Source organism: Staphylococcus sp. ACRSN, assembly GCF_022346615.1.
In the GTDB taxonomy this organism is placed as follows: domain Bacteria; phylum Bacillota; class Bacilli; order Staphylococcales; family Staphylococcaceae; genus Staphylococcus.
In genome coordinates, this window is record NZ_JAKRNS010000004.1 from 187216 (window position 1) to 209400 (window position 22185).

Genomic DNA, 22185 nt, shown 5'->3' on the forward strand with positions numbered 1-22185 from the left:
ACCACTTGACTATAGTAAGCAGTTATTATTTTATCGAACTACTTTCTTTTCAAATCTACTTAAGTCATTATCATGACCAATCATAATTAAAATATCCCCTATTTCAACACTCAAATTAGGATCTGGAGATACTAATATTTCTCTACCTCTTTTAATAGCAATAATACTAATTCCAAACTGCGCACGTATATCTAACTGTACGATTGTTTGACCTGCCATTTTTTCACTTGCTTTAATCTCTACAATTGAATGCTCATCAGCAAGTTCTAGATAATCAAGTACACTTGCACTCGCAACATTATGGGCAATACGTCTTCCCATATCACGCTCAGGATGTACAACTGTATCTGCACCAATTTTATTTAAAATTTTAGCATGATAATCATTTTGTGCTTTTGCAGTTACTTTTTTCACACCTAATTCTTTTAAAATAAGTGTCGTCAACGTACTAGATTGTATATTTTCACCAATAGCAACAATAACGTGATCAAAATTTCTAATGCCGAGACTTTTCATTACTGCTTCATCCGTTGTATCAGCGACAACAGCATGTGTAGCAATTTCACTATATTCATTCACACGTGCTTCATTCATATCAATCGCCATTACATCCATATCAAGTGCGTTAAGTTCTCTCACTATACTACCACCGAATCGGCCTAAGCCAATTACCACATATTCTTTATCCATATGCGTCCTCCAATTTAAAAATCGAGGCCATAGGTATAATCAATTATAATCATACCTACACCTCTTCAATTAAAAACTGTTATTTCTTTCCTTCAACATACTGTTTGTCAAAAACAAATAATTTCATTATCAATATTAACGATGGTATTAGTAAAAGTAAAGCAAAAATAAATGCAGTAATTAACGTAATTGCCATACTTGGATTCGTTACACCATGTTTAATATGAATATATGGCGTTAATATATACGGTAATTTGCTTGCACCATAACCAAAGAATGCAAAGCCCATTTGCAACATCACAAAGATAAATGCAACACCGTGTGCTTTTTTAATATAAGTGAGTATCATAGCCCCTATAAAGAATAATAAGCTCAATAAGAACATCCACCAATAATTAACGACTGCATTCATAAAGTGTGTTTCATTTTGTACTCTCAATGATAAGAATACAAAAATTGATATTGCAATCATTGGTGGTCCCCAGAATAAGAACCAATATCTTAATAATCGATAGGCTTCTGTGTCACGTGCTCTATCAGCATAGAATGTTAAAAATCCGGAAGAAATATACAATACCGATATAACTGCTAAAAATACTACAGCCCACGCATAAGGACTTAATATTAATTCAACCCAGTTTAAATCAATAATACCACCATGCTCTTTTATAAATCCACCTTCAGATATAGTTAACGTAGTAGCTAAAGCTGCAGGTATAAATAATCCTGCCAATCCATACATTGCTAACCATGGTAATTTAGTATCAGGACCATAGTTTTCAAATGCATAGAAGCTACCTCTAATTGAAAGTAATATTACTGCAATCGAAGCAGGTAACAACAATACCGATCCAAAATATTTAGCTGTATCAGGGAAAAAGCCTACCATACCAACAAAGAAAAATACGAAAAAGACATTCGTTACTTCCCATACTGGATTTAAATATCTCGCAATCAAGTGATTAATTTTTTTATCTTGCTTAGTTAGTTTTGCATGTAGTGTAAAGAAACCTGCCCCAAAATCAATAGAGGCAACAATAATATAGCAAAATAAGAAAAACCATAGAACCGTAATTCCTATATAAGCATATATCATTATACATCACCTCTCTCTTGCTTTAATCGCTCAACATCTTTATATGCCGGCTTATCTCTAAACATTCTTATCAATACATAAGCAGAAGTTACGATAAGAACAATATATAATAACGCAAATAGTACAGTCACTAATGTGAGGCCACCTGCTTGTGTTGCTGCATCAGCAACTTTTAAATATCCTCTAACCATCCATGGCTGACGCCCTTGTTCAGTTAGGAACCAACCAAATTCTATTGCCAATAATGCTGCTGGTCCAGTAAGTAAAGCGCCGTATAACATTGGTTTCGAATGCGTAAATCTTTTGAACTTTTTAAAGACTAATGTCATAACATAAGCACCCGAAACGACTAAACAAAACACACCCATAAACACCATTAAGTCAAAATAGTAATGCACTATCATTGGTGGTCTTAATTCCTTAGGAAAATCATCTAACCCTTTAACTTTAGTATTTATATTGTTATCTGCTAAGAAACTTAACACTCCTGGAATCTTAACCGCACCTGAAACTTCTTGAGTCTTTTCATCTAGCGAACCAAATAATACTAAATCAGCTTTAGACGACGTATCAAAATGCCATTCATAAGCTGCTAGTTTTTCAGGCTGTTCTTTATGAAGAAACTTCGCTGACATATCTCCAGCTAACATCGAACCTAATGTAAATATTATACCCAATATCATTGTTAGTTTTAATGCTTTTTTATGATATTCTGTATCTTTTGCAAACTTATTCTTCAATAATTTAAATGCTGCTATAGCTGCCAATACAAATGCCATTGTCATCAATGCCGTAGCAACAACATGGAATGAGCGTATTAAAAATGAGTCATTAAACATAGCTACCCATGGTTCTACATTAATCATTTTGCCATTTTTCATTTCAAATCCTGCAGGTGTATTCATAAATGAGTTAACTGCAGTTATAAAGAACGCTGAAAATGAACCACCTAAAATTACAGGTAAACTTATTAAAAAATGAGTCCATTTATTTTTAAATCTATCCCATGTATATAAATAAATACTTAAGAAAATCGCTTCAAAGAAGAAAGCAAAAGTTTCCATAAATAGTGGCAATGCTATAACGTGTCCGCCCATTTGCATAAATGTTGGCCATAATAACGATAGCTGTAAACCAATAATTGTACCCGTTACAACACCAACAGCTACTGTTATCGTATAACCTTTCGACCAACGTTTTGCTAATGTTATATATTTAGGATCATTGTTCCTAATACCTAAAAATTCAGCAACTGCAAACATAAGCGGCATTCCCACACCAATTGTTGCAAATATTATGTGTACTGCAAGTGTCATCGCAGTCAAAAATCTAGCTAATTCAACTGAATCCATATTATCACCTTTTTATTTTATTTGTGACAAAAATCACAACTTCCATCCATTATAAACCCGTTATATATTTTTTGAAATTATTTATTACTATAATTAAGTGACAAATTGATGACTATAAACATATAAATTACATACTTGATAATTATAATAAAGTCTCTTACTATTAATATAAGTGAATTCTAGAAAGGATGTCTTCAAATGAAAAGCGTCACAATTTATACACAAAATGACTGTCCTCCATGTACTTTTATCAAAAGCTATCTGACTGACAAAGGTGTAAATTTCGAAGAAAAAAATGTTGCGCATGCACAATATAGAAATGAAATGATGGAATACGATGCATTTGCGACACCTTTTATATTGTTAGATAATGAACCGATGTACCAAATAGATATGGAAAAAATAAATCGCACATTAAATATTGATGCGTAAACAAAAGGTAATTGATCATAATTAATTACTTAATTCATGTCTACCCATTTTAAGGAAAACTAATTTACTATTATGTGATTTTGGTTAATACACATTGGTGAGGATAGTATAGGACAGAATAAAAAATAAAAGATCCAAATGAAAATTCCGATAATTTTCATTTGGATCTTTTATTCCTATGACTAATTAAATACTTTAAAATAAAAAGGATAAGCTAAATTTAAGCTTATCCTTTCCCCTATTCAAAACTTTCTACAAACGATTATTAGAAGTAGTACACCTACCTAATAATTATTTTGCATATTGATTAACTAATGTTATTACTTCATCAGTTGTAGCACAATTAATCGCTCTATTAGCTAACTCTTCCATTTCATTTTGACTAAGTCCCTTAATTTGACGACGTGCTTTAAGTACTGATGTCGCACTCATAGAAAATTCGTCTAAACCTAAACCTAGTAATAATGGAATTGCTACTTCATCGCCTGCCATTTCGCCACACATACCAGTCCATTTACCTTCTTTATGAGAAGCTTCGATAACTTGTTTAACTAATCGTAAAATTGAAGGATTATATGGTTGATACAAGTATGAAACGCGCTCTGACATTCTATCAGCAGCCATTGTATATTGAATTAAATCGTTCGTACCAATACTAAAGAAGTCTACCTCTTTAGCAAACACATCGGCTAATGCTGCAGTTGAAGGAATTTCTACCATGATACCTAATTCAATATCATCTGAAACTTCAACACCTTCTTGTGTTAAATTGTCTTTTTCTTCAAGAAGTAAAGCTTTTGCATCACGGAATTCTTGAATTGTTGCAACCATTGGGAACATGATATTCAATTTTCCAAATGCTGAAGCACGTAGTAACGCACGTAATTGTGGTCTGAAAATATCAGGTTGATCTAAGCATAATCGAATAGCACGATAACCTAAAAATGGATTCATTTCTTCAGGTAAATTTAGATAAGGTAACTCTTTGTCGCCACCAATATCTAGTGTACGAACAACAACACGCTTATCTTTCATTGTTTCTAATACTTTCTTGTAAGCTTCAAATTGTTCGTCTTCTGAAGGCATTTCATCTCTTCCCATATATAGGAATTCTGTACGATACAAGCCAATACCTTCGGCACCATTTTCAATAACACCTGTTAAATCATCTGGTGTACCAATGTTGGCAGCTAACTCAGCATGCTTACCATCAATAGTAGTTGTTTCTTCGTCACGTAATTTTTGTAATTCTTTTTTATCGTCGAAGAAACGTTCACGTTTATTTTGATAAGCTATCACTTCGTCTTCAGTTGGATCTATTATTACTTCCCCAGTTAAACCATCAACGATAATCATATCACCTTGTTTAACTTCTTGAGTAATTGATTTTGTACCAACAATCGCTGGTATTTCTAAAGAACGACTCATTATAGCAGAATGAGAAGTTCTACCGCCAATATTAGTTACAAAACCTTGAACAAACTCTTTATTTAATTGTGCTGTGTCAGATGGTGTTAAATCATTCCCGATTATGACAACGCTTTCATCAATCATACTAGGATTTGGTAATTCAACTCCCAATATATGAGCTAGTACACGCTTTGAAACATCACGAATATCAGCAGCACGTTCTTTCATATATTCATTGTCCATTGATTCAAATATAGTAATAAATTGCCCTGTAACATCAGTTAGAGCAGTTGGTGCGTTAACTTGTTCATTTTTAATCTTATCTTCAATCGGTTGAATTAATTCAGGATCATCTAAAACTAAGAGATGTGCATCGAAAATAGCTGCTTTATCAGCACCTAAATTTTCTTCAGCGTTATTTCTAATCTTTGTTAATTCAACTTTAGATGTATCGATAGCATGTTTAAACTTTTCAATTTCAGAATCAACATCTGTTACCTTTTCATTATTAAATGAAAGGTCAGGTTCAACTAATAAATATGCCTTGGCAATTGCTACACCATCAGATGCAGCAATACCATTTATATGTTGTGACATATTAAGCAGTTAAACCTTCTTTAGATAAGATGTCTGTGATTGCTTCAATTGCATCAGTTTCATCACTACCATCGGCATAGATTGTAATTTCTGCATCTTTACCTACACCTAAACTCATAACACCCATGATTGATTTCAAGTTAACTTTTTTACCATTATATTCTAATTGAATATCTGAATCGAATTTTGAGGCAGTTTGAACAAGCATAGTCGCTGGACGAGCGTGAATACCTGTTTCGTCAATAATTACATATGATTTTTGTTCCATAATATGATTTCTCCTTCGTATAGTTAGAATCGTTAGTTTATTATAAAACCTAGCATAGTTTTATATAATAACATTACCAAATTATATATATAAATTCAATTCGTTATTACCCTGTTATGACAATAATCATCAATATTTGTAGATTTTATGAAAACGCTCACGATTTATAGTAATTCTTTAATGACTTTTTCACACTTTTCAATGTGTTCATCGCCAATTTTTTTCATAAAATAATAACTTACTGATGCAGATATTGCTTGGCCTAAAATTGGGAACCATTTAGTTTGTTTTGCAACTACACGTTTAGCAACATCTCTAATCACAACTTTTAATATTGCATCAGAAATTTTCTTACCAATAAATTGGCTACCTTGTATGGCAGCTAATGTATAGATTCGCTCTTTCACATTATCTCCCATATTACTAACTTGCTTATGATCCAGACCATAGATTTTATTTACATCTTCAATTATATCTTTCATTAATTTGATATCCACACCAAAATCAAGACCTGGAATTGGTATGACACTGACACTTGAAGACAATAATGATTTCTTCTTAACTAACGTTTGTGCGCGTTCTCGTCTTTCATCCAATTCAAATAAATTAACAGGTAATTGATGTTTTTCTTTAATATCTTCAATATTTAAGACTTTATTCCCTACTTCTTTTGTAAATTTATTAGTAAATTTATTTTTTAAGCCCATCTTATACTCTCCTTTATAAAAAATGACCATATAAAATTTATACCCAAATTTACGAAATTTATAGTATTTTTACAAAAATTGCTTTTAAATATTTTGATGGTTTGTAATGTGCATGCGTCTTAAAATCTTTAGGCAAGCCCATTACATCTTGTAATTCATATGGAACACCTTCATTTTCCAATGTTTCTTTTACAACTTTTTTAAAAGCTTTTAGTGTAAAGGTACTATTATTCGTACATAGTAACATTGTTCCATTAGGTCCCAGAATATCTAATGCACCAATAATCAATTTATCATAGTCTTTTAATACAGAAAAAGTTTTCTTCTTGTTTCTAGCAAAACTCGGAGGATCTATAACAATTGTATCGTAAAACAAATCATGTCTTTTAGCGTAATTATAAAAATCAAAAGTATCCATTACATAAATATATTGTGACTTAGGATCGATTCCATTTAGCCCAAAGTTTTCTTCGGTTAATGATCTTGAACGATTCGCTAAATCAACACTTGTTGTATCTTTAGCAACTTCAGCTGAAACAACTGAAAATGCACCTGTATAACTAAATACATTTAATAAGTTACGATTACTAGCATAATGCTCTTTTAATTTTTTTCTTACTTCTTTTTGATCTAAAAATATCCCTGTCATTGGACCATCATCTAGATGCACATTATAAAAAGTAAAGTTTTCTTCTATAACTATTGGAAATTCAGGTGCTTCACCATGTACAAAACCACCTGTAATTTCTGCATCTTTAAATCTCATTTTTTCAAAAATTGACGTAAATTCAAAAATATTTTTTATTGCTTCTAATATTTGGTATCTAAATTTATAGATGCCTTTTGAGTACCATTGGATTAATAGATGCCCATTATAATTATCAATAGTTAAGCCCCCAATGCCATCACCTTCACCATTAAATAATCTAAATGCATTAGTACCATCAATGTTATAAAAGTATGCTCTATCTTCATTGGCTGATTTAAATAATCGTTCGAAAAACACCGTGTTTACCGTTTCATTTTGGTCATAACTTAATACCCAACCAAGACCTTTATGTTGTCTACCTACATAAGCTGTAGCAATATAAACACCATTATCATTTACGATATAAAATAAATCTCCTTCTTTTAAATGATCTTGGTCATATATATCATCCGCTTCAACTAACGGATATTGATTTAAATACTTTGTTTCTTTACCTTTATTTAATGTGGCAGTTTTCATAATATTATGACAGCCTTTCTACTTTTAAGTAAGATTTTAATTTGCTTATCTATTTTATCATTTCATATGCTTAGTTACATTAAAAATTTAATTATAGTTCCTATTACCCTTATATTTTAATTATCAATAATCATCTGTAAAGTTAAAATAAAAAATCTACCTTCCTAGAAAACTAGAAAGGTAGATTACGCCTTCATAAACTATACATTAATCATTAGACGGTTGTCTCAATTTTATTGAAAATGCGACAATGACCGCTATTAGCATTATAAATAAAATTGGTGTAATAAATATAGATAGTAATAAACCATGGACCATAATATTTACAAACTCTGTTAACAATTTAAAGAATAATAAACTTACCATAAATAATTGAAGATAATAAAATCTTCCTTTTAAGAAATTCGTTAATGTTGTTAAAATATAGATGATAATAACAATCATGAGTAGGAATAAAGTTATCCATTCTATTACATATTGCGTCTGTGAAATTTCCCAGTCTCCAGATACAAATAATGAATTTCTATTATTGAATTCAATCAATGTAAAGAATAATAAAATAGCTCCACAAATCAACTCAACATATGCTCTTTTTAACCACTTAGGTTTCTTCATCCAATTTGGAACATCATCTTCTTGAATATCGATTTTATTTTTCCATTTTTCGATAAACTTATCTTTCTTTTCTCTAGCCTTTTGAATATCCACACTTCGTCTTGTCTTACGTGTGAATTCCGTTGTTTTGTCTTGTAAATTTTTCCAATGTTCCTTAGTTTGATTTGATACTGAATCTTTACTAGTTCGAGATAATTCAGGGGCTTCTTCACCTAGCTCTTCTTTAGTCAGCGGAAGTGATCTTCTTAAGAATAAGAAGTTCCAAATTGACATTTGGCCTAACAACCACATGATTAAAAAGAACGAGTTAACACTAAGAATATCAATTGGAACAATTTCATCACTATCAATTCTACCGTAAAGAACAATTTGAGTTAGTAAATAACTAATTCCATATGTGAAAATAATCCATAAATAATGGTATTTTCTATGGTGTTTATTTAATTCATCTTTATACACAATATAACCTATATGCACTGCAAAAGGTATGACAAAAATAATAGCAAAGAAACTATATACTTGCGTCATTAAAATTAGTGTAATTAAGAAAAATAATATTCCAATTACTAAAAAGAAAATCGAAATATCATAATCGTAACCCGTTGTTCTGTAAAGTGTCATACCTAATAATAGTACGAGCACACCAAATAAAATAATTATAATAGCACTGACTATAGGAAAGCTCCCTATATAGTTACTCATAACTCTAATTATTTCACTAAAAAATGCATTAATAAAATCCCACACATTATGGATATGTAACTCTGGTTTATCTTTCCCATTTAATTTATGGATTAAAGGTAAATTGACCAAAATGATGAGACCTGTGAAAAGCGAAACGATGCCTATGATATAACTATATAGTATCTCGGCGTGTTTCTTTATAAAAGACATACCATTCACCTCAAAGTTATTATATATGAACATTTAGTTCTTGTCTTTAATAATCTAATAAATAAGTCTTTAGTATGATAGATTAGTTGTATTGTCAAATTTCCACATTCCTTATCCTATTAAACAATTATTTATATAAATTAGATAAATTTATTTTAAAAATTAAACTCAAGCCTTCATTTTCCAACTAAATTATTAATATGTTTTAGTTACTAAATTATGTGGTATACCATATATATAATCAAACATCAATAAGGAGTGTCATAATATGAGTAAAGACGAATTAAATAAAAAAGCAGCTGAAAAAGCTAAAGAAGCCGAAGAAAAACTAAAAGACCAAAAAGAATCTTCATCAGATGATGTTGAAGAAACTAAAAAAAATATCCAAGATACTTTGGATTAATACAGATAAAGTATACTAATACTAATTTATATAGGTTAGTGCCTTTCACTTAAGTGCTAGGGACTAACCTATTTTTTAATTTCATACACTTATTTTAAAAAAAATCATCTGAAAGTGTTTCATTAGCTTTATAAATACCCTGTTTTTACAATTGTAACCTTGACATAGTACAGAAAAAGTCATACATTATAATTAAATTTAAATATAACATTCGCACTAGGGGTGTTTTGTGACTGAGATGAGGTATACCCTCAAACCCTTTGAACCTGATCTAGATTAAACTAGCGTAGGAAAGTGTATTGCGATACTTTTCATTTTTTGAGTATCTGTATGCAAATAACTATGCGCACACTTTTCTAGAAGGTTGTGCGTTTTTTTATTTGGGAGGAAAGTATCATGACAAAAGGTTTAAAGTTATCTGAAATACTCGTAACTGTTTTAATTGCTGTTGTATTTGCAGTGATATATAATATTTGGAATTTCGTGTATAAAGCCGTACAAATCACAGGTTTACATTTTGAAGAGTTAACTTATGGTGCATGGTTTATGGCAGCTGTTGTTGCTTACTTGATTATTCCAAAGGCAGGTGTTGCCTTACTAGCAGAATTTGCTGCTGGCGCAGGTGAAACAATTATCATGGGCCGCTTTGATATTGCAACAATGATTTATGCATTTGTACAAGGTTTAGCTTGTGAAATTATTTTTATGATTTTTAGATATAAATCACGTTCAGCAATGGTTGCAATATTAGCTGGTTTCCTAACTGCTATCGCAACATTACCTATTGATTTTGCATATGGCTATTTAGGTGAAATTGCAGGATGGAATTTAACTTTATATATTGGCTTTAGAATTATCAGTGGTATTCTCGTAGCCGGACTTTTATCATATTATATCGTTCGAGCTTTAGATCAAACTGGTGTTACAAAATTATTCAGACCAGCTACAAAACATGATTATGACAATTTATAAGGAGTCACAATATTGATATCCATTAAAAATTTACGCTTAAAGTATCCAAATGCAGAGAAAAAAATATTCGATAATTTAAATCTAACAATAAATAATAATGAAAAAGTGCTTTTATTAGGACCATCTGGTTCTGGTAAAAGTACTTTACTTAATGTATTAAGTGGCATCGTACCAAATTTGGTAGATCTTCCCATGAAATACGATGAGTTAACAATAAAAAGTGATTGTGGCGTTATATTCCAAGATCCTGACACGCAATTTTGCATGCCAAAAGTTTACGAAGAACTCGCCTTTGTATTAGAAAATCTACAAGTACCACGTAATGATATGGATTCACGCATCGAAAGTGCTCTAGCAGCTGTTGGTTTAGACGTGAATAAAGACCAATACATAAATCAACTTAGTGGTGGAATGAAACAAAAATTAGCTATTGCTGAAACCATTTTACAAGAAACTGACACTTTATTTTTAGATGAGCCTACTGCAATGTTAGATAGTGAATCAACCGAAGACTTGTGGAAGATGATAAAACAAGTTTGGGATAAAAAAACTGTAATTATAGTCGAACATAAAGTCAACCATGTATGGCAACATATCGATCGTGTCATACTGTTTAACTATGATGGCGAAATCATAGCAGATGAAACACCTCAAGTGATTCTAAGAGATTTTGAAAAACTACTATCTGAATATGGTGTATGGCATCCTAACGCATGGGAATATGCCCCAAGTGCATTAAATAATCCGACTCAATCTAACAATGACCTAGGAACTTTATATTTTAAAGATATAACGATTAAACGCGCTAAGAAAAATTTATTACAAATCCCTGAATTAGCAATTAGTTCAGGTGAGTGGATTACAATTACTGGTCAAAATGGTGCTGGAAAAACTACTCTACTCGAATCAATCATGCAACTGATTAAATACTCAGGAACATTTGCTATTAATAATGAAACCATCAGAAAAATCAAACAAGCAGCAAAGCATATGTTTCTAGTTTACCAAAACCCAGAATCACAATTCATTACAAACTCGGTTTATGAAGAGATTTTCATTCAATATAAAAATCAAAGTAAAGCTTCATTAAATGCTAAACAAGCAACAGATGCAATGTTAGAGATGTTACAGTTGCAAGCTGTACAAAACCAACACCCTTTTGAACTTTCAGTCGGTCAAAAAAGACGTTTGAGTGTCGCAATAGCGCTTAGTTCATCTTCTAAATTCCTTTTACTAGATGAACCTACATTCGGTTTAGATAGCCATAATACCTTTAATTTAATTAAATTATTTCAAGCGCGTATACAATCTGGCCAAACGATTATTATGGTGACGCATGATTCTGAATTAATATCACGCTATGCAACACGAAAATTTAATGTTGAAAATCAATTTTTAATAGAAGAAAAGAGTGATATTAATGTTTGATCAATGGAAAAAGAACCAATCATTTATAGATGACGTTAATATTATCACCAAACTTATATTAGGTGTGTTGTTATTTTTCTTTGTAATTTTAATCCATCAATTTGATTATATGTTTTACCTTATGATTTTAATATTGATGTTCCTTTTATTTTTTAACGGGATAAAATGGACGATTACATTACCCTTTGTACTCTTCACAATACTATTCAGTATTATTTCCGCACTGTTTATGATTTTTTATGGTGATGGTACTCATACCCTTTTTAAATTGGGATTTATTCACATTACAACAGAAAGCTTATTTAGAGGATTACATTTAGCAATGCGTACATCAACAGTTGCATTCTTTGGTATGCTTATCGCTTTTACTTCTCAAATCGTAATGATATTTTACAGTCTAATGCAACACTTAAAAATAAAACCTAAAGTTGCATATGCATTTATGGCTGCTATACGAATGGTTCCTCTAATGTTTAGTTCATTAATTCAATTGAGAAAATCAGTAAAGATGCGTTATCAAATGATTGATCGAAGTAATTATAGTGGTTTTAAACGAATTAAACATATCGTCATTCCACTACTCAGTCAAAATATTAGAAAAGCGCATCAACTTTCCGTTGCTATGGAGAAAAAAGGATTTAGGGATGGTCCAAGAACATATTACTATTTCGCACCATTCTCAGTTAAAGATTTATTTTTTATATTAGCAATGATACTTATAGCCGTAATTGCTTATTACCTATCAAGTTTTTTTCCAATAACAGGAATTCACGATATTCGTATAACAAATATTTATTAATTTCATAACTTAATATGACTTAACTGTACATCTTAAATAATTTTATAAATGCAAAAAAAGAAATACAAAGCAATTGTCTACGTATCAAACGTTGCACAATTGCTTTTTATATTATTTCAAACGAATATTATCCGCTCGATATATTCTAAATCCTAGTATACTTGGGAAATATATTACAAAATTTGCAAAAACCGAAAACTAAATAGGCTACGACTGGTATGATGTCATAGCCTATTTACTAATTTCGATAATATGTTGATCAAATTGAAGAATCCAACGCTTATATAATATCCACTCTAATTATTATTGCCTGAGTGATAAATTGAAATCTCTCTATTTAGCAATTTGGGTTTCTGTTATACAAAATTTGCTATTTAATCGCTTTATTACTTATATCATTACGATAAAACAATGCATCACTTTCAATTTTTTCAACTGCTTCATAAGCACTTGCTTTTGCAGATGTAATATCTTCACCTTCACCTAGCGCCAAAATCACGCGTCCACCAGTAGTGACAAATGTACTACCTTCTTTTTTCAAACCACTCACAAAATACGTACCATCTAAATTAAATCCTGAGACAGTTTGCCCCTTTGTATAAGCACCTGGATATCCTTTTGATGCCAACATAACACCGACTACGGACTCTTTTTTCCAATTAAAATGTATTGGCTGTCTATTATCCAACTCAATTATATGTTGCATCAAATCACTTTCCATACGTGTAAGTAGAACTTGTGCTTCTGGATCGCCAAAACGAGCATTAAATTCAATAACTTTCGGACCTTCATTGGTAATAATTGCACCAATATATAAAACACCAAAGAAATGATAACCTTCTGTTACAAGGGCATTAGCAATAGGTTGCGCAATGGTTTCATTTGTTTGTTTCAATATATCATCACCAATATGTGGAACTGGACAGTACGCTCCCATTCCACCAGTATTCGGGCCTTGATCATTATCAAAAGCTCTTTTATGGTCTTGTGCAATACAATCAAAAGGAACAGCATATTCACCATTTACAAAAGTCATTAATGAAAATTCTTCACCTTCAAGAAATTGTTCAAAAACGACAATGCCATCTTCTTCTGGATATAATTCATCAATACCATCTAATGCTTCTTTATGATTCATGGCAATAATTACACCTTTACCAGCTGCTAAACCATCTTTTTTTAATACAACAGGATATTCACAATGCTTAACGTATTCCAATGCGCTCTGCTTATTGTTAATTTCTTTATATTCAGCCGTCGGAACATTATATTTTTCCATAAGTTGCTTTGCAAATAACTTAGAACCTTCAATTTGAGCGGCAGCTTGATTCGGACCAAAAACTTTGATTCCTTCATCTTGCAATTTGTCTGACAAACCTTCTGTTAATGGTTGTTCAGGTCCTATAATTACCCAATTGATTTGCTGTGATTTCGCAAATTTTACAATCTCTTCATGATTTGTTTCTGCAATTTCTGTGTGTACTTCTGCTATATGAGCCATTGCATCATTTCCTGGAATTGAATAAATTTTATTTACGAGTGGTGACTGGCTAAGTTTATGCGCTAAGACATGTTCTCTTCCGCCTCCGCCTATAACAAGTACTTTCATAAAGTTACTGCCTCCATTAGATTAATGTTTAAAGTGTCTTACACCGGTAGTTACCATTGCAATACCATGCTTATTCGCCATGTCGATAGAATCTTGATCTTTAATTGAACCACCTGGTTGAATAATTGCCTTAATACCATGTTTTGCTGCTAGCTCTACCGTGTCATCCATTGGGAAGAAACCATCAGAAACCATTACAACCTCATCATTAATTTCAATCGCACGTTCAATAGCTATTTTTGCCGATCCTACACGATTCATTTGACCAGCACCAATACCAACAGTTTGTTTTGAATTACTCAAAATAATTGCATTACTTTTAACAGAAGCAACAACTTTCCATCCTAATAACATTGCTTCCCATTGTACTTTCGTTGGTTCAACTTCTGTAACAACAGTCATATCTTCACGATTAGAAACAACATTATCTTTATCTTGCACTAAATATCCACCTGAAACAGAAACAATTTCTTGTTCACTATTATCAATCGTCATATCAATTTCTAATAGACGAATATTTTTCTTTTTACTTAAGACATCAAAAGCTGCTTGAGTAAATTTAGGTGCAATAATCACTTCTAAGAATATGCCATGTAGTGATTCTGCTAATTCTGTATCTACAGTTCTATTAAGTGCAACAATACCACCAAAGATTGATTGATTATCAGCTTCAAAAGCAAATTGATATGCTTCTTCTATTGTATTTGCCACACCTACACCACATGGATTCATATGCTTAACCGCAACTGCGGCAGGTTGTTCAAATTGTTTAACTAATGCAAGTGCAGCATCAGCATCTTTGATATTATTGTAGCTTAATTGTTTACCATGCAATTGTTTCGCACCTGCTAAAGTATGGGTCGCATTAGATGTACGAACAAATGCTGCATTTTGTTGTGGATTTTCACCATAACGTAATGTTTCTTTGCTATTTTTGAAAAATTCAACAATTGCTGCATCATATTCATTTGTATGGTCAAAGACTTTAACCATTAGTGATTTACGGAAATCTTCATCTAAATTATCATTTTTAATTCTATCAATGACTTCATTATAATCTGCTGGATGAACAATTGTTGTTACGTGTTTAAAGTTTTTAGCTGCTGCGCGCAACATTGTTGGTCCACCAATATCGATATTTTCAATTGCATCACTTTCAGTTACATCTGGGTTAGCTACAGTTTCTTTAAATGGATATAAATTTACAACTACCATATCAATTAAATCTATTTGTTGTTCTTTTAATTGTTCTAAATGCTCAGGTTTATTGCGATCCGCTAAAATTCCACCATGCACTGCTGGATGTAAAGTCTTCACACGACCATCCATAATTTCATCAAATTGTGTTAAATCTGAAATAGATTTAACTGGGACATCAGCTTCTACTAATGCTTTTTTTGTACCGCCTGTTGAATATAATTCATAACCTAACTCTGTTAAAGATTGTGCAAATGGTACAATTCCGTTCTTATTTGAAACACTTAATATTGCTTTTTTCATTAGTATTGGCACCTCTTATTGAATAATTTTTGCAATAACTTCTGGATAAAGTTGATGTTCAATTTCTTTAATACGTTCTTCTAATAATTCTTTTGTATCATCTGGATAAATATTACAAGAACGTTGTTCTATAATTTCACCAGTATCCATGCCACTATCAACATAATGAACTGTAGAACCAGTTACAGTTTCTCCATTTTCAAAGGCTTGCCCTATTGCATCTTTACCTTTAAATTTAGGCAATAGTGATGGATGAATATTTAAAATACGTTTGTCATATGCATTTAAGATATTTTCTCCGATTAATTTCATATAACCCGCTAATACAATCCATTCTACTTTTTCTGCTGTTAACCACTCGATGATTTTTCGTTCATAATCTGCTTTTGAATCAAAATTTTTAAGTTCATTGATATGCACGTCTAAATTGAATTTTCTAGCACGTTCGATGCAATAAGCATTTACTTGATCAGTGTACAAAGCGGTAACTTCAATATGAGATAAATAACCCGACTCAATTTCATTCATAATACTTTCAAAATTACTACCTGAACCAGATGCGAAAATTGCTATTTTGGTCATTTTATACCCCCGTTAATTGAATTGGTTCATTTCCTTCAATGATTTCCCCAATTTTGTATGCTTTTACATTTTGTTCTTTTAAAATACCTAACGCTTTATCCGCATCCTGTGATTCAACGATAATTGTAAAACCTATTCCCATATTAAATACGTTATACATTTCATCTGTTGTAATTTCACCTTGTTCTTGCAACCAATCAAATATTGGTAATGTTGGGAAAGATGTCACATCAACCTTAGCCGTTACACCTTCTGGTAGTGCTCTAGGGATATTTTCATAAAAACCACCGCCTGTAATATGTGTCATAGCATTGATTTTAACAGCTTCTTTTACCGCTAATACTGGTTTCACATATAATCGTGTTGGTTCTAAAAATGTTTCTAAGTAAGTACGATTTTCATCAAACTTACCTTGTAAATCAACATTGGATTTTTTGATTAAATTCCTAACTAAGCTATAACCATTTGAATGAATACCACTTGATTCAAGTCCAATAATTACTTGACCTGGTTTAACCTTACTGCCATCAATGTACTCATCTTTTTCAACTGCACCGACAGCAAAACCGGCTAAATCATATTCACCTTCATGATACATTTCGCCCATTTCAGCCGTTTCACCGCCAATAAGCGCTGTATTTGTTTCTTCACAGCCATCACTAACGCCTTTGACAATTTGTTCAATTACTTCTGGAATTACTTTATTCGTGGCAATATAATCTAAAAAATAAAGCGGTTCAGCACCTGTAGTTAAAATATCATTTACACACATCGCTACAGCATCAACGCCAATAGTGTCATGTTTATCATGATCAATTGCTAATTTTAATTTAGTTCCAACACCGTCAGTTCCTGAGACAAGTAAAGGTGCTTTCATATTTAATTGTGAAAGGTCAAATGTTGCACCAAAGCCACCAAGCCCTCCAAGTACTTCTTTACGCATTGTTCGTTTGACGTGACTAGACATACGTTCTACCGCTTCGTAACCTGCGTTTATATCGACACCTGCTTGTTGGTATGCTTTAGACATGAATATTCCCCTCTTTATCAAAATATTGTTTATTATTTTTCAAATACGTTTTTTGGCGTTCGCTTAAATGTTTTATATAATCTGATTCATAATCATATAATCCGGCTGGATAATCACCCGTAAAACTTTCTACGCATAGACCACTATATGGTACATCTTGATTGAGTCCAATAGAATCAATTAATCCATCTACACTTAAATATGACAATGAATCTGCCCCGATATAATCTCTAATTTCTTCTGGAGATTTATTTGCAGAAATTAATTCGGCAGTTGTTGAAACATCAATACCGTAAAAACTTGGGAACATAAACTCAGGAGATGCAATTCTTACATGAACTTCATTTGCCCCTGCATCTTTTAACATTTGTACAATGCGTCTACTTGTTGTACCACGTACAATAGAATCATCTACAAGCACAATATTTTTACCTTGTACAATGTCTTTTACTGCCGACAATTTAACTCTTACGCCTTGTTCACGTAATTCTTGTGTCGGTTGAATAAATGTTCTTGCAACATATTGGTTTTTAACTAAGCCCATTTCATATGGTAAACCACTTTCTTCTGCATAACCTGATGCAGCTGATAATGATGAGTTTGGAACACCAATGACCATATCTGCAGTACTAGCTGGACTTTCATTAGCCAATTGTTTACCTGATTGCTTTCTAACAGCATGTACATTTTTACCTGCAATCGTTGAATCTGGTCTTGCAAAGTATATATATTCCATTGCAGAAATAGCTGTTGTTGTATGTCGTGTATATGATTCTACTCTTATACCATCGTCGTTAATAACCACATACTCTCCTGCATGTATATCACGTACAAACTCAGCACCTAATACATCAATTGCACATGTTTCACTAGCTAAAATATAAGCACCAGTCTTCATTTTACCAACAACCAAAGGTCTAATTGCATTTGGATCAACCGCACCATATAATGCATCTTTAGTTAATAACGCAAAGGTAAAGCCACCTTTGATTTTTCTTAAACTTTCTTGTAATGCATCCTCAAATGTTGGTGCCTTACTTCTACGAATTAAATGCATAATAACTTCTGTATCAGATGATGAATGAAAAATAGAACCTTGATGCTCTAATGATTTTCTTAATGTTTGAGCGTTTATAAGGTTACCATTATGGCATACAGCAACACTCATATCATAAAAGTGATATAAAAATGGTTGTATATTTTCAATACCTTTATTGCCTGATGTAGCATAGCGAACATGTCCAATTGCATGTTGATATGTCTTAAATGATTCAAGTTGAATATCTGAAATTGCTTCTGTTAACAGACCTAATCCTCGCTCTCCGACAAGTTCCTCCCCGTTAGAACAAACAATGCCAGCACCCTCTTGGCCACGATGTTGTAAACTATGCAACCCCATATATGTTAGTTGTGCCGCTTCGTGATGGTTCCAAATACCAAATACGCCACATTCTTCATTTAATCCACTGATGTCATACATTTAGGAATAGCTCCTTCCCACATTTCATTCAGATTTGAAACTTCACGAGATACGTGTACTGCTTCATTTTTAACAATAAATTGACCATTATCAGTAACTGTTCCAATTTCAACTGCATTATCAATATTTATAGATTGACCTTCTTTTACTGTAACGATATAGCGTCCTTGCGTTTCGCTAAATAATTGTTCATTAGATAATTTCACATCGATATCTAAACCTAATCCATAATGTGCGCTTAATCTAGCAAGTGTTAATAACAGTCCACCCTTACCGACAGTTTGCACATGAGATGCAACACCAGAACGAATTGCCGCTTTAATTGATTCACCCTTTTTAACTTCATCTGATAAATCAATAGCTTCAAACTCATGATTCACTTCACTATATAATAATTTCTCAATTTGGCTACCACCAAAGTCATCTTTCGTTTTGCCAACTAAATATACTTTGTCATTTGCTTTAGGTGTAAAATCATTTAAAAATTGAATATCATCGATTAACCCAACCATTCCTACGACAGGTGTTGGGAAAATTGAAGTACCACGCGTTTCGTTATAAAGTGAAACATTTCCTGATACTACTGGAGTACTTAGAACTTCACATGCTTCGGCCATACCTTTCGTAGAGTCAGCTAATTGTTGATAAATTTCTTTTTTCTCAGGAGAACCATAGTTTAAACAATCAGTCATAGCTAACGGTGTTGCACCTACAGAAATTAAATTACGATATGCTTCAGCAACGACCATTTTTCCACCTTCATATGGGTTGTTAAATACATATCTCGCTTCACCATCAATCGTAGAGGCTATTGCTTTATTCGTATTTTCAACACGTACAACAGAAGCTTGCAATCCTGGTTTTACTATTGTATTAGCACCAACTTGTTGATCGTATTGCTCATATAAATAACGTTTAGAAGCTATTGTAGGATGTTGCAATAATTGATCAAATACATGATTTACATCAACTTTGCTGTAATCATTCTTTTCATTGTTATATTCTGGTGCTTCTCCTTCTAATACATAAACTGGCGCTTCATCAGAAAGTGGTTGTACAGGAATATCAGCAAAAACTTCATCCTCATAAGTAAGTACAAAACGGTCCGTATCAGTCACTTCACCTATTACTGCACTATCTAATTCATGTTTATCAAATAATTCTAAAAATTTAGCTTCTGTGCCTTTTTCTACTACAAGTAACATACGTTCTTGTGTTTCTGAAAGCATCATTTCGTATGGAGAGATGCCTTTTTCACGTGTAGGAACTTTTTCAAGTTGTAAATGTAAACCACTACCGCCTTTTGCTGCCATTTCTGATGATGATGATGTTAAACCAGCGGCACCCATATCTTGAATACCAACAAGTTCGTCAAATGTTATAGCTTCTAATGTAGCTTCCATTAATTTTTTACCGACGAATGGATCACCAATTTGTACTGAAGGACGTTTACTCTCACTATCTTCACTCAATTCTTCAGAAGCGAAAGTAGCACCATGGATACCATCTCTACCTGTCTTTAAGCCAACATAGATAACTGAGTTACCGACACCTTTTGCCGTTCCTTTTTGTACCATATCGTGATCAATGATACCAACGCACATTGCATTGACTAAAGGATTGCCATCATAACGATCATCAAATTCAATTTCCCCCGCAGTTGTTGGGATACCGATACAGTTACCATAACCACCAATACCAGCTACAACACCTCGTAATAATCTACGGTTTTGTTTTTCCGTTAATTCACCAAAACGTAAACTATTTAATAAATTGATTGGTCTTGCACCAATTGAAACGATGTCTCTAATAATACCACCAACACCAGTTGCTGCACCTTGATATGGTTCAACTGCAGATGGATGATTATGTGATTCTACTTTAAATACAACAGCTTGTTCATCTCCAATATCAACAACACCAGCACCTTCACCTGGTCCCATTAATACATGACTACCTGAAGTTGGAAATTGTGTTAAGAAAGGTTTGGAATGTTTATAAGAACAATGCTCACTCCACATTACAGAAAAAATACCAATTTCTGTGAAATTTGGTTCTTTTCCAAGTATTTCACATACTTTTTCATATTCTTTATCACTTAGACCCATATCTTGATATAATTTTTCTAATTTGATTTCCTCTGCACTAGGTTCAATAAATTTAGACATTTTGTTCCCTCCAACTATTTACCATTGCTTCAAATAACTTAACGCCACTGTCTGTACCTAAAATGGATTCAATTGCACGTTCTGGGTGAGGCATCATACCACACACATTACCTTGTTCATTTACAATTCCAGCAATATCATTATATGAACCATTAGGATTTGCATTATATTTTAAAATGATTTGATTATTAGCTTCTAAATCTTTATACATTGCATCAGTACAATAATAATGACCTTCACCATGTGCTACCGGATAAATCACATCTTCATTTTCTTTATATAAGTTAGTAAAAGGTGTTTGATTATTAACAACTTTTAACGACTCATTTCTGCTCACAAACAAATGTGAATCATTGTGTAATAATGCGCCTGGTAATAATCCAATTTCTGTCAGGATTTGAAATCCATTACACACACCTAAAACTGGTTTTCCTTCATCAGCAAATCGCTTCACTTCATTAATAATTGGAGCTACACTTGCCATTGCGCCTGAACGTAAGTAGTCACCAAATGAGAAACCACCTGGAATTAATACGCCATCATACCCTGATAATGAAGTATTTCTATAATCAACATAATCAGCTTTCACGCCCGTTTTGATTGCGGCATTATACATATCTCTGTCGCAGTTAGAACCTGGAAATTTAAGCACTGCAAATTTCATTATGCTTTCTCTCCTTCTTCCAACACTTTATAGCTATATTCCTCAATAACTGTATTGGCAAATAATTTTTCACTTAAAGTTGTAATTACATTATGCACCGCTTCATCTGTAGCTTCATCTACTGTCATGTATAAGACTTTACCTACGCGAATATCATTAACTTGTTTATAACCTAAATCATGGACTGCACGATTTAACGCTTGGCCTTGTGTGTCTAATACCTGTGGTTGTAATGTGATGTGTAATTCGATAGTTTTCATT

General features: G+C 32.4%; 21 protein-coding genes and 1 riboswitch. Of the genes, 5 read left to right on the top strand and 16 right to left on the bottom strand.

Annotation, left to right across the window (positions count from 1 at the left end; translation table 11 throughout):
• Positions 1-30: 30 nt before the first annotated feature.
• The 3 genes from MHZ36_RS05780 to MHZ36_RS05790 form a co-directional block, all read right to left on the bottom strand.
• Entirely contained in the window at positions 31-690 is a 660-nt protein-coding gene (locus tag MHZ36_RS05780) for a potassium channel family protein (protein WP_239230222.1), read from the bottom strand.
• Positions 691-769: 79 nt separating this feature from the next.
• The gene (locus MHZ36_RS05785; protein ID WP_239230223.1) at positions 770-1786 is read right to left on the bottom strand and encodes a cytochrome d ubiquinol oxidase subunit II; all 1017 of its coding nucleotides are present in this window, start codon (positions 1784-1786) and stop codon (positions 770-772) included.
• On the bottom strand, positions 1786-3138 hold the full coding sequence (locus MHZ36_RS05790; protein WP_239230224.1) for a cytochrome ubiquinol oxidase subunit I: 1353 nt from the start codon (positions 3136-3138) through the stop codon (positions 1786-1788). The genes MHZ36_RS05785 and MHZ36_RS05790 overlap by 1 nt, the downstream gene beginning before the upstream one ends.
• A 198-nt stretch (positions 3139-3336) precedes the next feature.
• Between MHZ36_RS05790 and MHZ36_RS05795 the strand changes: the two genes are divergently transcribed.
• A complete protein-coding gene (locus MHZ36_RS05795; protein WP_239230225.1) occupies positions 3337-3570 on the top strand; it encodes a glutaredoxin family protein in 234 nt (77 codons plus the stop codon).
• A 291-nt stretch (positions 3571-3861) separates the two neighbouring features.
• Here the strand turns inward: MHZ36_RS05795 and ptsP are convergent, their stop codons facing one another.
• The 5 genes from ptsP to auxA all read right to left on the bottom strand — a co-directional run bounded on the left by ptsP (position 3862) and on the right by auxA (position 9289).
• A complete protein-coding gene (gene ptsP / locus MHZ36_RS05800) occupies positions 3862-5577 on the bottom strand; it encodes a phosphoenolpyruvate--protein phosphotransferase (protein ID WP_239230226.1) in 1716 nt (571 codons plus the stop codon).
• A gap of 1 nt (position 5578) precedes the next feature.
• A complete protein-coding gene (locus MHZ36_RS05805; RefSeq protein ID WP_239230227.1) occupies positions 5579-5845 on the bottom strand; it encodes a phosphocarrier protein HPr in 267 nt (88 codons plus the stop codon).
• A 164-nt stretch (positions 5846-6009) separates the two neighbouring features.
• The gene (locus MHZ36_RS05810; RefSeq protein ID WP_239230228.1) at positions 6010-6552 is read right to left on the bottom strand and encodes a DUF697 domain-containing protein; all 543 of its coding nucleotides are present in this window, start codon (positions 6550-6552) and stop codon (positions 6010-6012) included.
• Positions 6553-6610: 58 nt separating this feature from the next.
• Positions 6611-7780 (bottom strand): class I SAM-dependent rRNA methyltransferase, encoded by a 1170-nt coding sequence (locus tag MHZ36_RS05815; protein WP_239230229.1) that lies wholly within the window; start codon positions 7778-7780, stop codon positions 6611-6613.
• Positions 7781-7987: 207 nt separating this feature from the next.
• Positions 7988-9289, bottom strand: a complete 1302-nt coding sequence (gene auxA, locus MHZ36_RS05820; protein WP_239230230.1) for a lipoteichoic acid stability factor AuxA — start codon at positions 9287-9289, stop codon at positions 7988-7990.
• A 268-nt stretch (positions 9290-9557) separates the two neighbouring features.
• Between auxA and graF the strand changes: the two genes are divergently transcribed.
• The 4 genes from graF to MHZ36_RS05840 all read left to right on the top strand — a co-directional run bounded on the left by graF (position 9558) and on the right by MHZ36_RS05840 (position 12891).
• Positions 9558-9692, top strand: coding sequence for a glycopeptide resistance-associated protein GraF (gene graF, locus MHZ36_RS05825; protein WP_239230231.1), 135 nt, complete (start codon positions 9558-9560; stop codon positions 9690-9692).
• Between the two features lie 208 nt (positions 9693-9900).
• Positions 9901-10002, top strand: a riboswitch (TPP riboswitch).
• A gap of 86 nt (positions 10003-10088) precedes the next feature.
• Positions 10089-10664 (top strand): ECF transporter S component, encoded by a 576-nt coding sequence (locus MHZ36_RS05830; RefSeq protein WP_239230233.1) that lies wholly within the window; start codon positions 10089-10091, stop codon positions 10662-10664.
• A gap of 12 nt (positions 10665-10676) precedes the next feature.
• On the top strand, positions 10677-12092 hold the full coding sequence (locus tag MHZ36_RS05835; RefSeq protein WP_239230235.1) for an ABC transporter ATP-binding protein: 1416 nt from the start codon (positions 10677-10679) through the stop codon (positions 12090-12092).
• Positions 12085-12891 carry an energy-coupling factor transporter transmembrane component T family protein gene (locus MHZ36_RS05840; RefSeq protein WP_239230237.1) on the top strand — a complete coding sequence of 269 codons (807 nt, stop codon included), beginning with the start codon at positions 12085-12087 and terminating at the stop codon, positions 12889-12891. The genes MHZ36_RS05835 and MHZ36_RS05840 overlap by 8 nt, the downstream gene beginning before the upstream one ends.
• 370 nt (positions 12892-13261) lie before the next feature.
• Here MHZ36_RS05840 and purD read toward each other — a convergent pair whose 3' ends face one another.
• The 8 genes from purD to purS are packed head-to-tail and all read right to left on the bottom strand — an operon-like array spanning position 13262 to position 22184.
• Positions 13262-14500, bottom strand: a complete 1239-nt coding sequence (purD, locus tag MHZ36_RS05845; protein WP_239230239.1) for a phosphoribosylamine--glycine ligase — start codon at positions 14498-14500, stop codon at positions 13262-13264.
• Positions 14501-14521: 21 nt separating this feature from the next.
• Entirely contained in the window at positions 14522-16000 is a 1479-nt protein-coding gene (gene purH, locus MHZ36_RS05850; RefSeq protein WP_239230241.1) for a bifunctional phosphoribosylaminoimidazolecarboxamide formyltransferase/IMP cyclohydrolase, read from the bottom strand.
• A 15-nt stretch (positions 16001-16015) separates the two neighbouring features.
• Positions 16016-16582 carry a phosphoribosylglycinamide formyltransferase gene (gene purN, locus MHZ36_RS05855; RefSeq protein ID WP_239230243.1) on the bottom strand — a complete coding sequence of 189 codons (567 nt, stop codon included), beginning with the start codon at positions 16580-16582 and terminating at the stop codon, positions 16016-16018.
• Position 16583: 1 nt separating this feature from the next.
• Positions 16584-17612 carry a phosphoribosylformylglycinamidine cyclo-ligase gene (gene purM, locus MHZ36_RS05860; protein ID WP_239230244.1) on the bottom strand — a complete coding sequence of 343 codons (1029 nt, stop codon included), beginning with the start codon at positions 17610-17612 and terminating at the stop codon, positions 16584-16586.
• Positions 17605-19092 (bottom strand): amidophosphoribosyltransferase, encoded by a 1488-nt coding sequence (purF, locus tag MHZ36_RS05865; protein WP_239230245.1) that lies wholly within the window; start codon positions 19090-19092, stop codon positions 17605-17607. The genes purM and purF overlap by 8 nt, the downstream gene beginning before the upstream one ends.
• Entirely contained in the window at positions 19071-21260 is a 2190-nt protein-coding gene (purL, locus tag MHZ36_RS05870; RefSeq protein WP_239230246.1) for a phosphoribosylformylglycinamidine synthase subunit PurL, read from the bottom strand. Before purL ends, purF begins: the two co-directional genes overlap by 22 nt.
• Positions 21253-21924, bottom strand: a complete 672-nt coding sequence (gene purQ, locus MHZ36_RS05875) for a phosphoribosylformylglycinamidine synthase I (protein ID WP_239230247.1) — start codon at positions 21922-21924, stop codon at positions 21253-21255. The genes purL and purQ overlap by 8 nt, the downstream gene beginning before the upstream one ends.
• Positions 21924-22184, bottom strand: coding sequence for a phosphoribosylformylglycinamidine synthase subunit PurS (gene purS, locus MHZ36_RS05880; RefSeq protein WP_042739874.1), 261 nt, complete (start codon positions 22182-22184; stop codon positions 21924-21926). The genes purQ and purS overlap by 1 nt, the downstream gene beginning before the upstream one ends.
• Position 22185 lies beyond the last annotated feature (1 nt).

Bases quoted from the DNA above. Each gene is read 5' to 3' on its own strand.
- MHZ36_RS05780 (WP_239230222.1), bottom strand. From the start codon at position 690: ATGGATAAAGAATATGTGGTAATTGGCTTAGGCCGATTCGGTGGTAGT.
- MHZ36_RS05785 (WP_239230223.1), bottom strand. From the start codon at position 1,786: ATGATATATGCTTATATAGGAATTACGGTTCTATGGTTTTTCTTATTT.
- MHZ36_RS05790 (WP_239230224.1), bottom strand. From the start codon at position 3,138: ATGGATTCAGTTGAATTAGCTAGATTTTTGACTGCGATGACACTTGCA.
- MHZ36_RS05795 (WP_239230225.1), top strand. From the start codon at position 3,337: ATGAAAAGCGTCACAATTTATACACAAAATGACTGTCCTCCATGTACT.
- ptsP (WP_239230226.1), bottom strand. From the start codon at position 5,577: ATGTCACAACATATAAATGGTATTGCTGCATCTGATGGTGTAGCAATT.
- MHZ36_RS05805 (WP_239230227.1), bottom strand. From the start codon at position 5,845: ATGGAACAAAAATCATATGTAATTATTGACGAAACAGGTATTCACGCT.
- MHZ36_RS05810 (WP_239230228.1), bottom strand. From the start codon at position 6,552: ATGGGCTTAAAAAATAAATTTACTAATAAATTTACAAAAGAAGTAGGG.
- MHZ36_RS05815 (WP_239230229.1), bottom strand. From the start codon at position 7,780: ATGAAAACTGCCACATTAAATAAAGGTAAAGAAACAAAGTATTTAAAT.
- auxA (WP_239230230.1), bottom strand. From the start codon at position 9,289: ATGTCTTTTATAAAGAAACACGCCGAGATACTATATAGTTATATCATA.
- graF (WP_239230231.1), top strand. From the start codon at position 9,558: ATGAGTAAAGACGAATTAAATAAAAAAGCAGCTGAAAAAGCTAAAGAA.
- MHZ36_RS05830 (WP_239230233.1), top strand. From the start codon at position 10,089: ATGACAAAAGGTTTAAAGTTATCTGAAATACTCGTAACTGTTTTAATT.
- MHZ36_RS05840 (WP_239230237.1), top strand. From the start codon at position 12,085: ATGTTTGATCAATGGAAAAAGAACCAATCATTTATAGATGACGTTAAT.
- purD (WP_239230239.1), bottom strand. From the start codon at position 14,500: ATGAAAGTACTTGTTATAGGCGGAGGCGGAAGAGAACATGTCTTAGCG.
- purH (WP_239230241.1), bottom strand. From the start codon at position 16,000: ATGAAAAAAGCAATATTAAGTGTTTCAAATAAGAACGGAATTGTACCA.
- purN (WP_239230243.1), bottom strand. From the start codon at position 16,582: ATGACCAAAATAGCAATTTTCGCATCTGGTTCAGGTAGTAATTTTGAA.
- purM (WP_239230244.1), bottom strand. From the start codon at position 17,612: ATGTCTAAAGCATACCAACAAGCAGGTGTCGATATAAACGCAGGTTAC.
- purF (WP_239230245.1), bottom strand. From the start codon at position 19,092: ATGTATGACATCAGTGGATTAAATGAAGAATGTGGCGTATTTGGTATT.
- purL (WP_239230246.1), bottom strand. From the start codon at position 21,260: ATGTCTAAATTTATTGAACCTAGTGCAGAGGAAATCAAATTAGAAAAA.
- purQ (WP_239230247.1), bottom strand. From the start codon at position 21,924: ATGAAATTTGCAGTGCTTAAATTTCCAGGTTCTAACTGCGACAGAGAT.
- purS (WP_042739874.1), bottom strand. From the start codon at position 22,184: ATGAAAACTATCGAATTACACATCACATTACAACCACAGGTATTAGAC.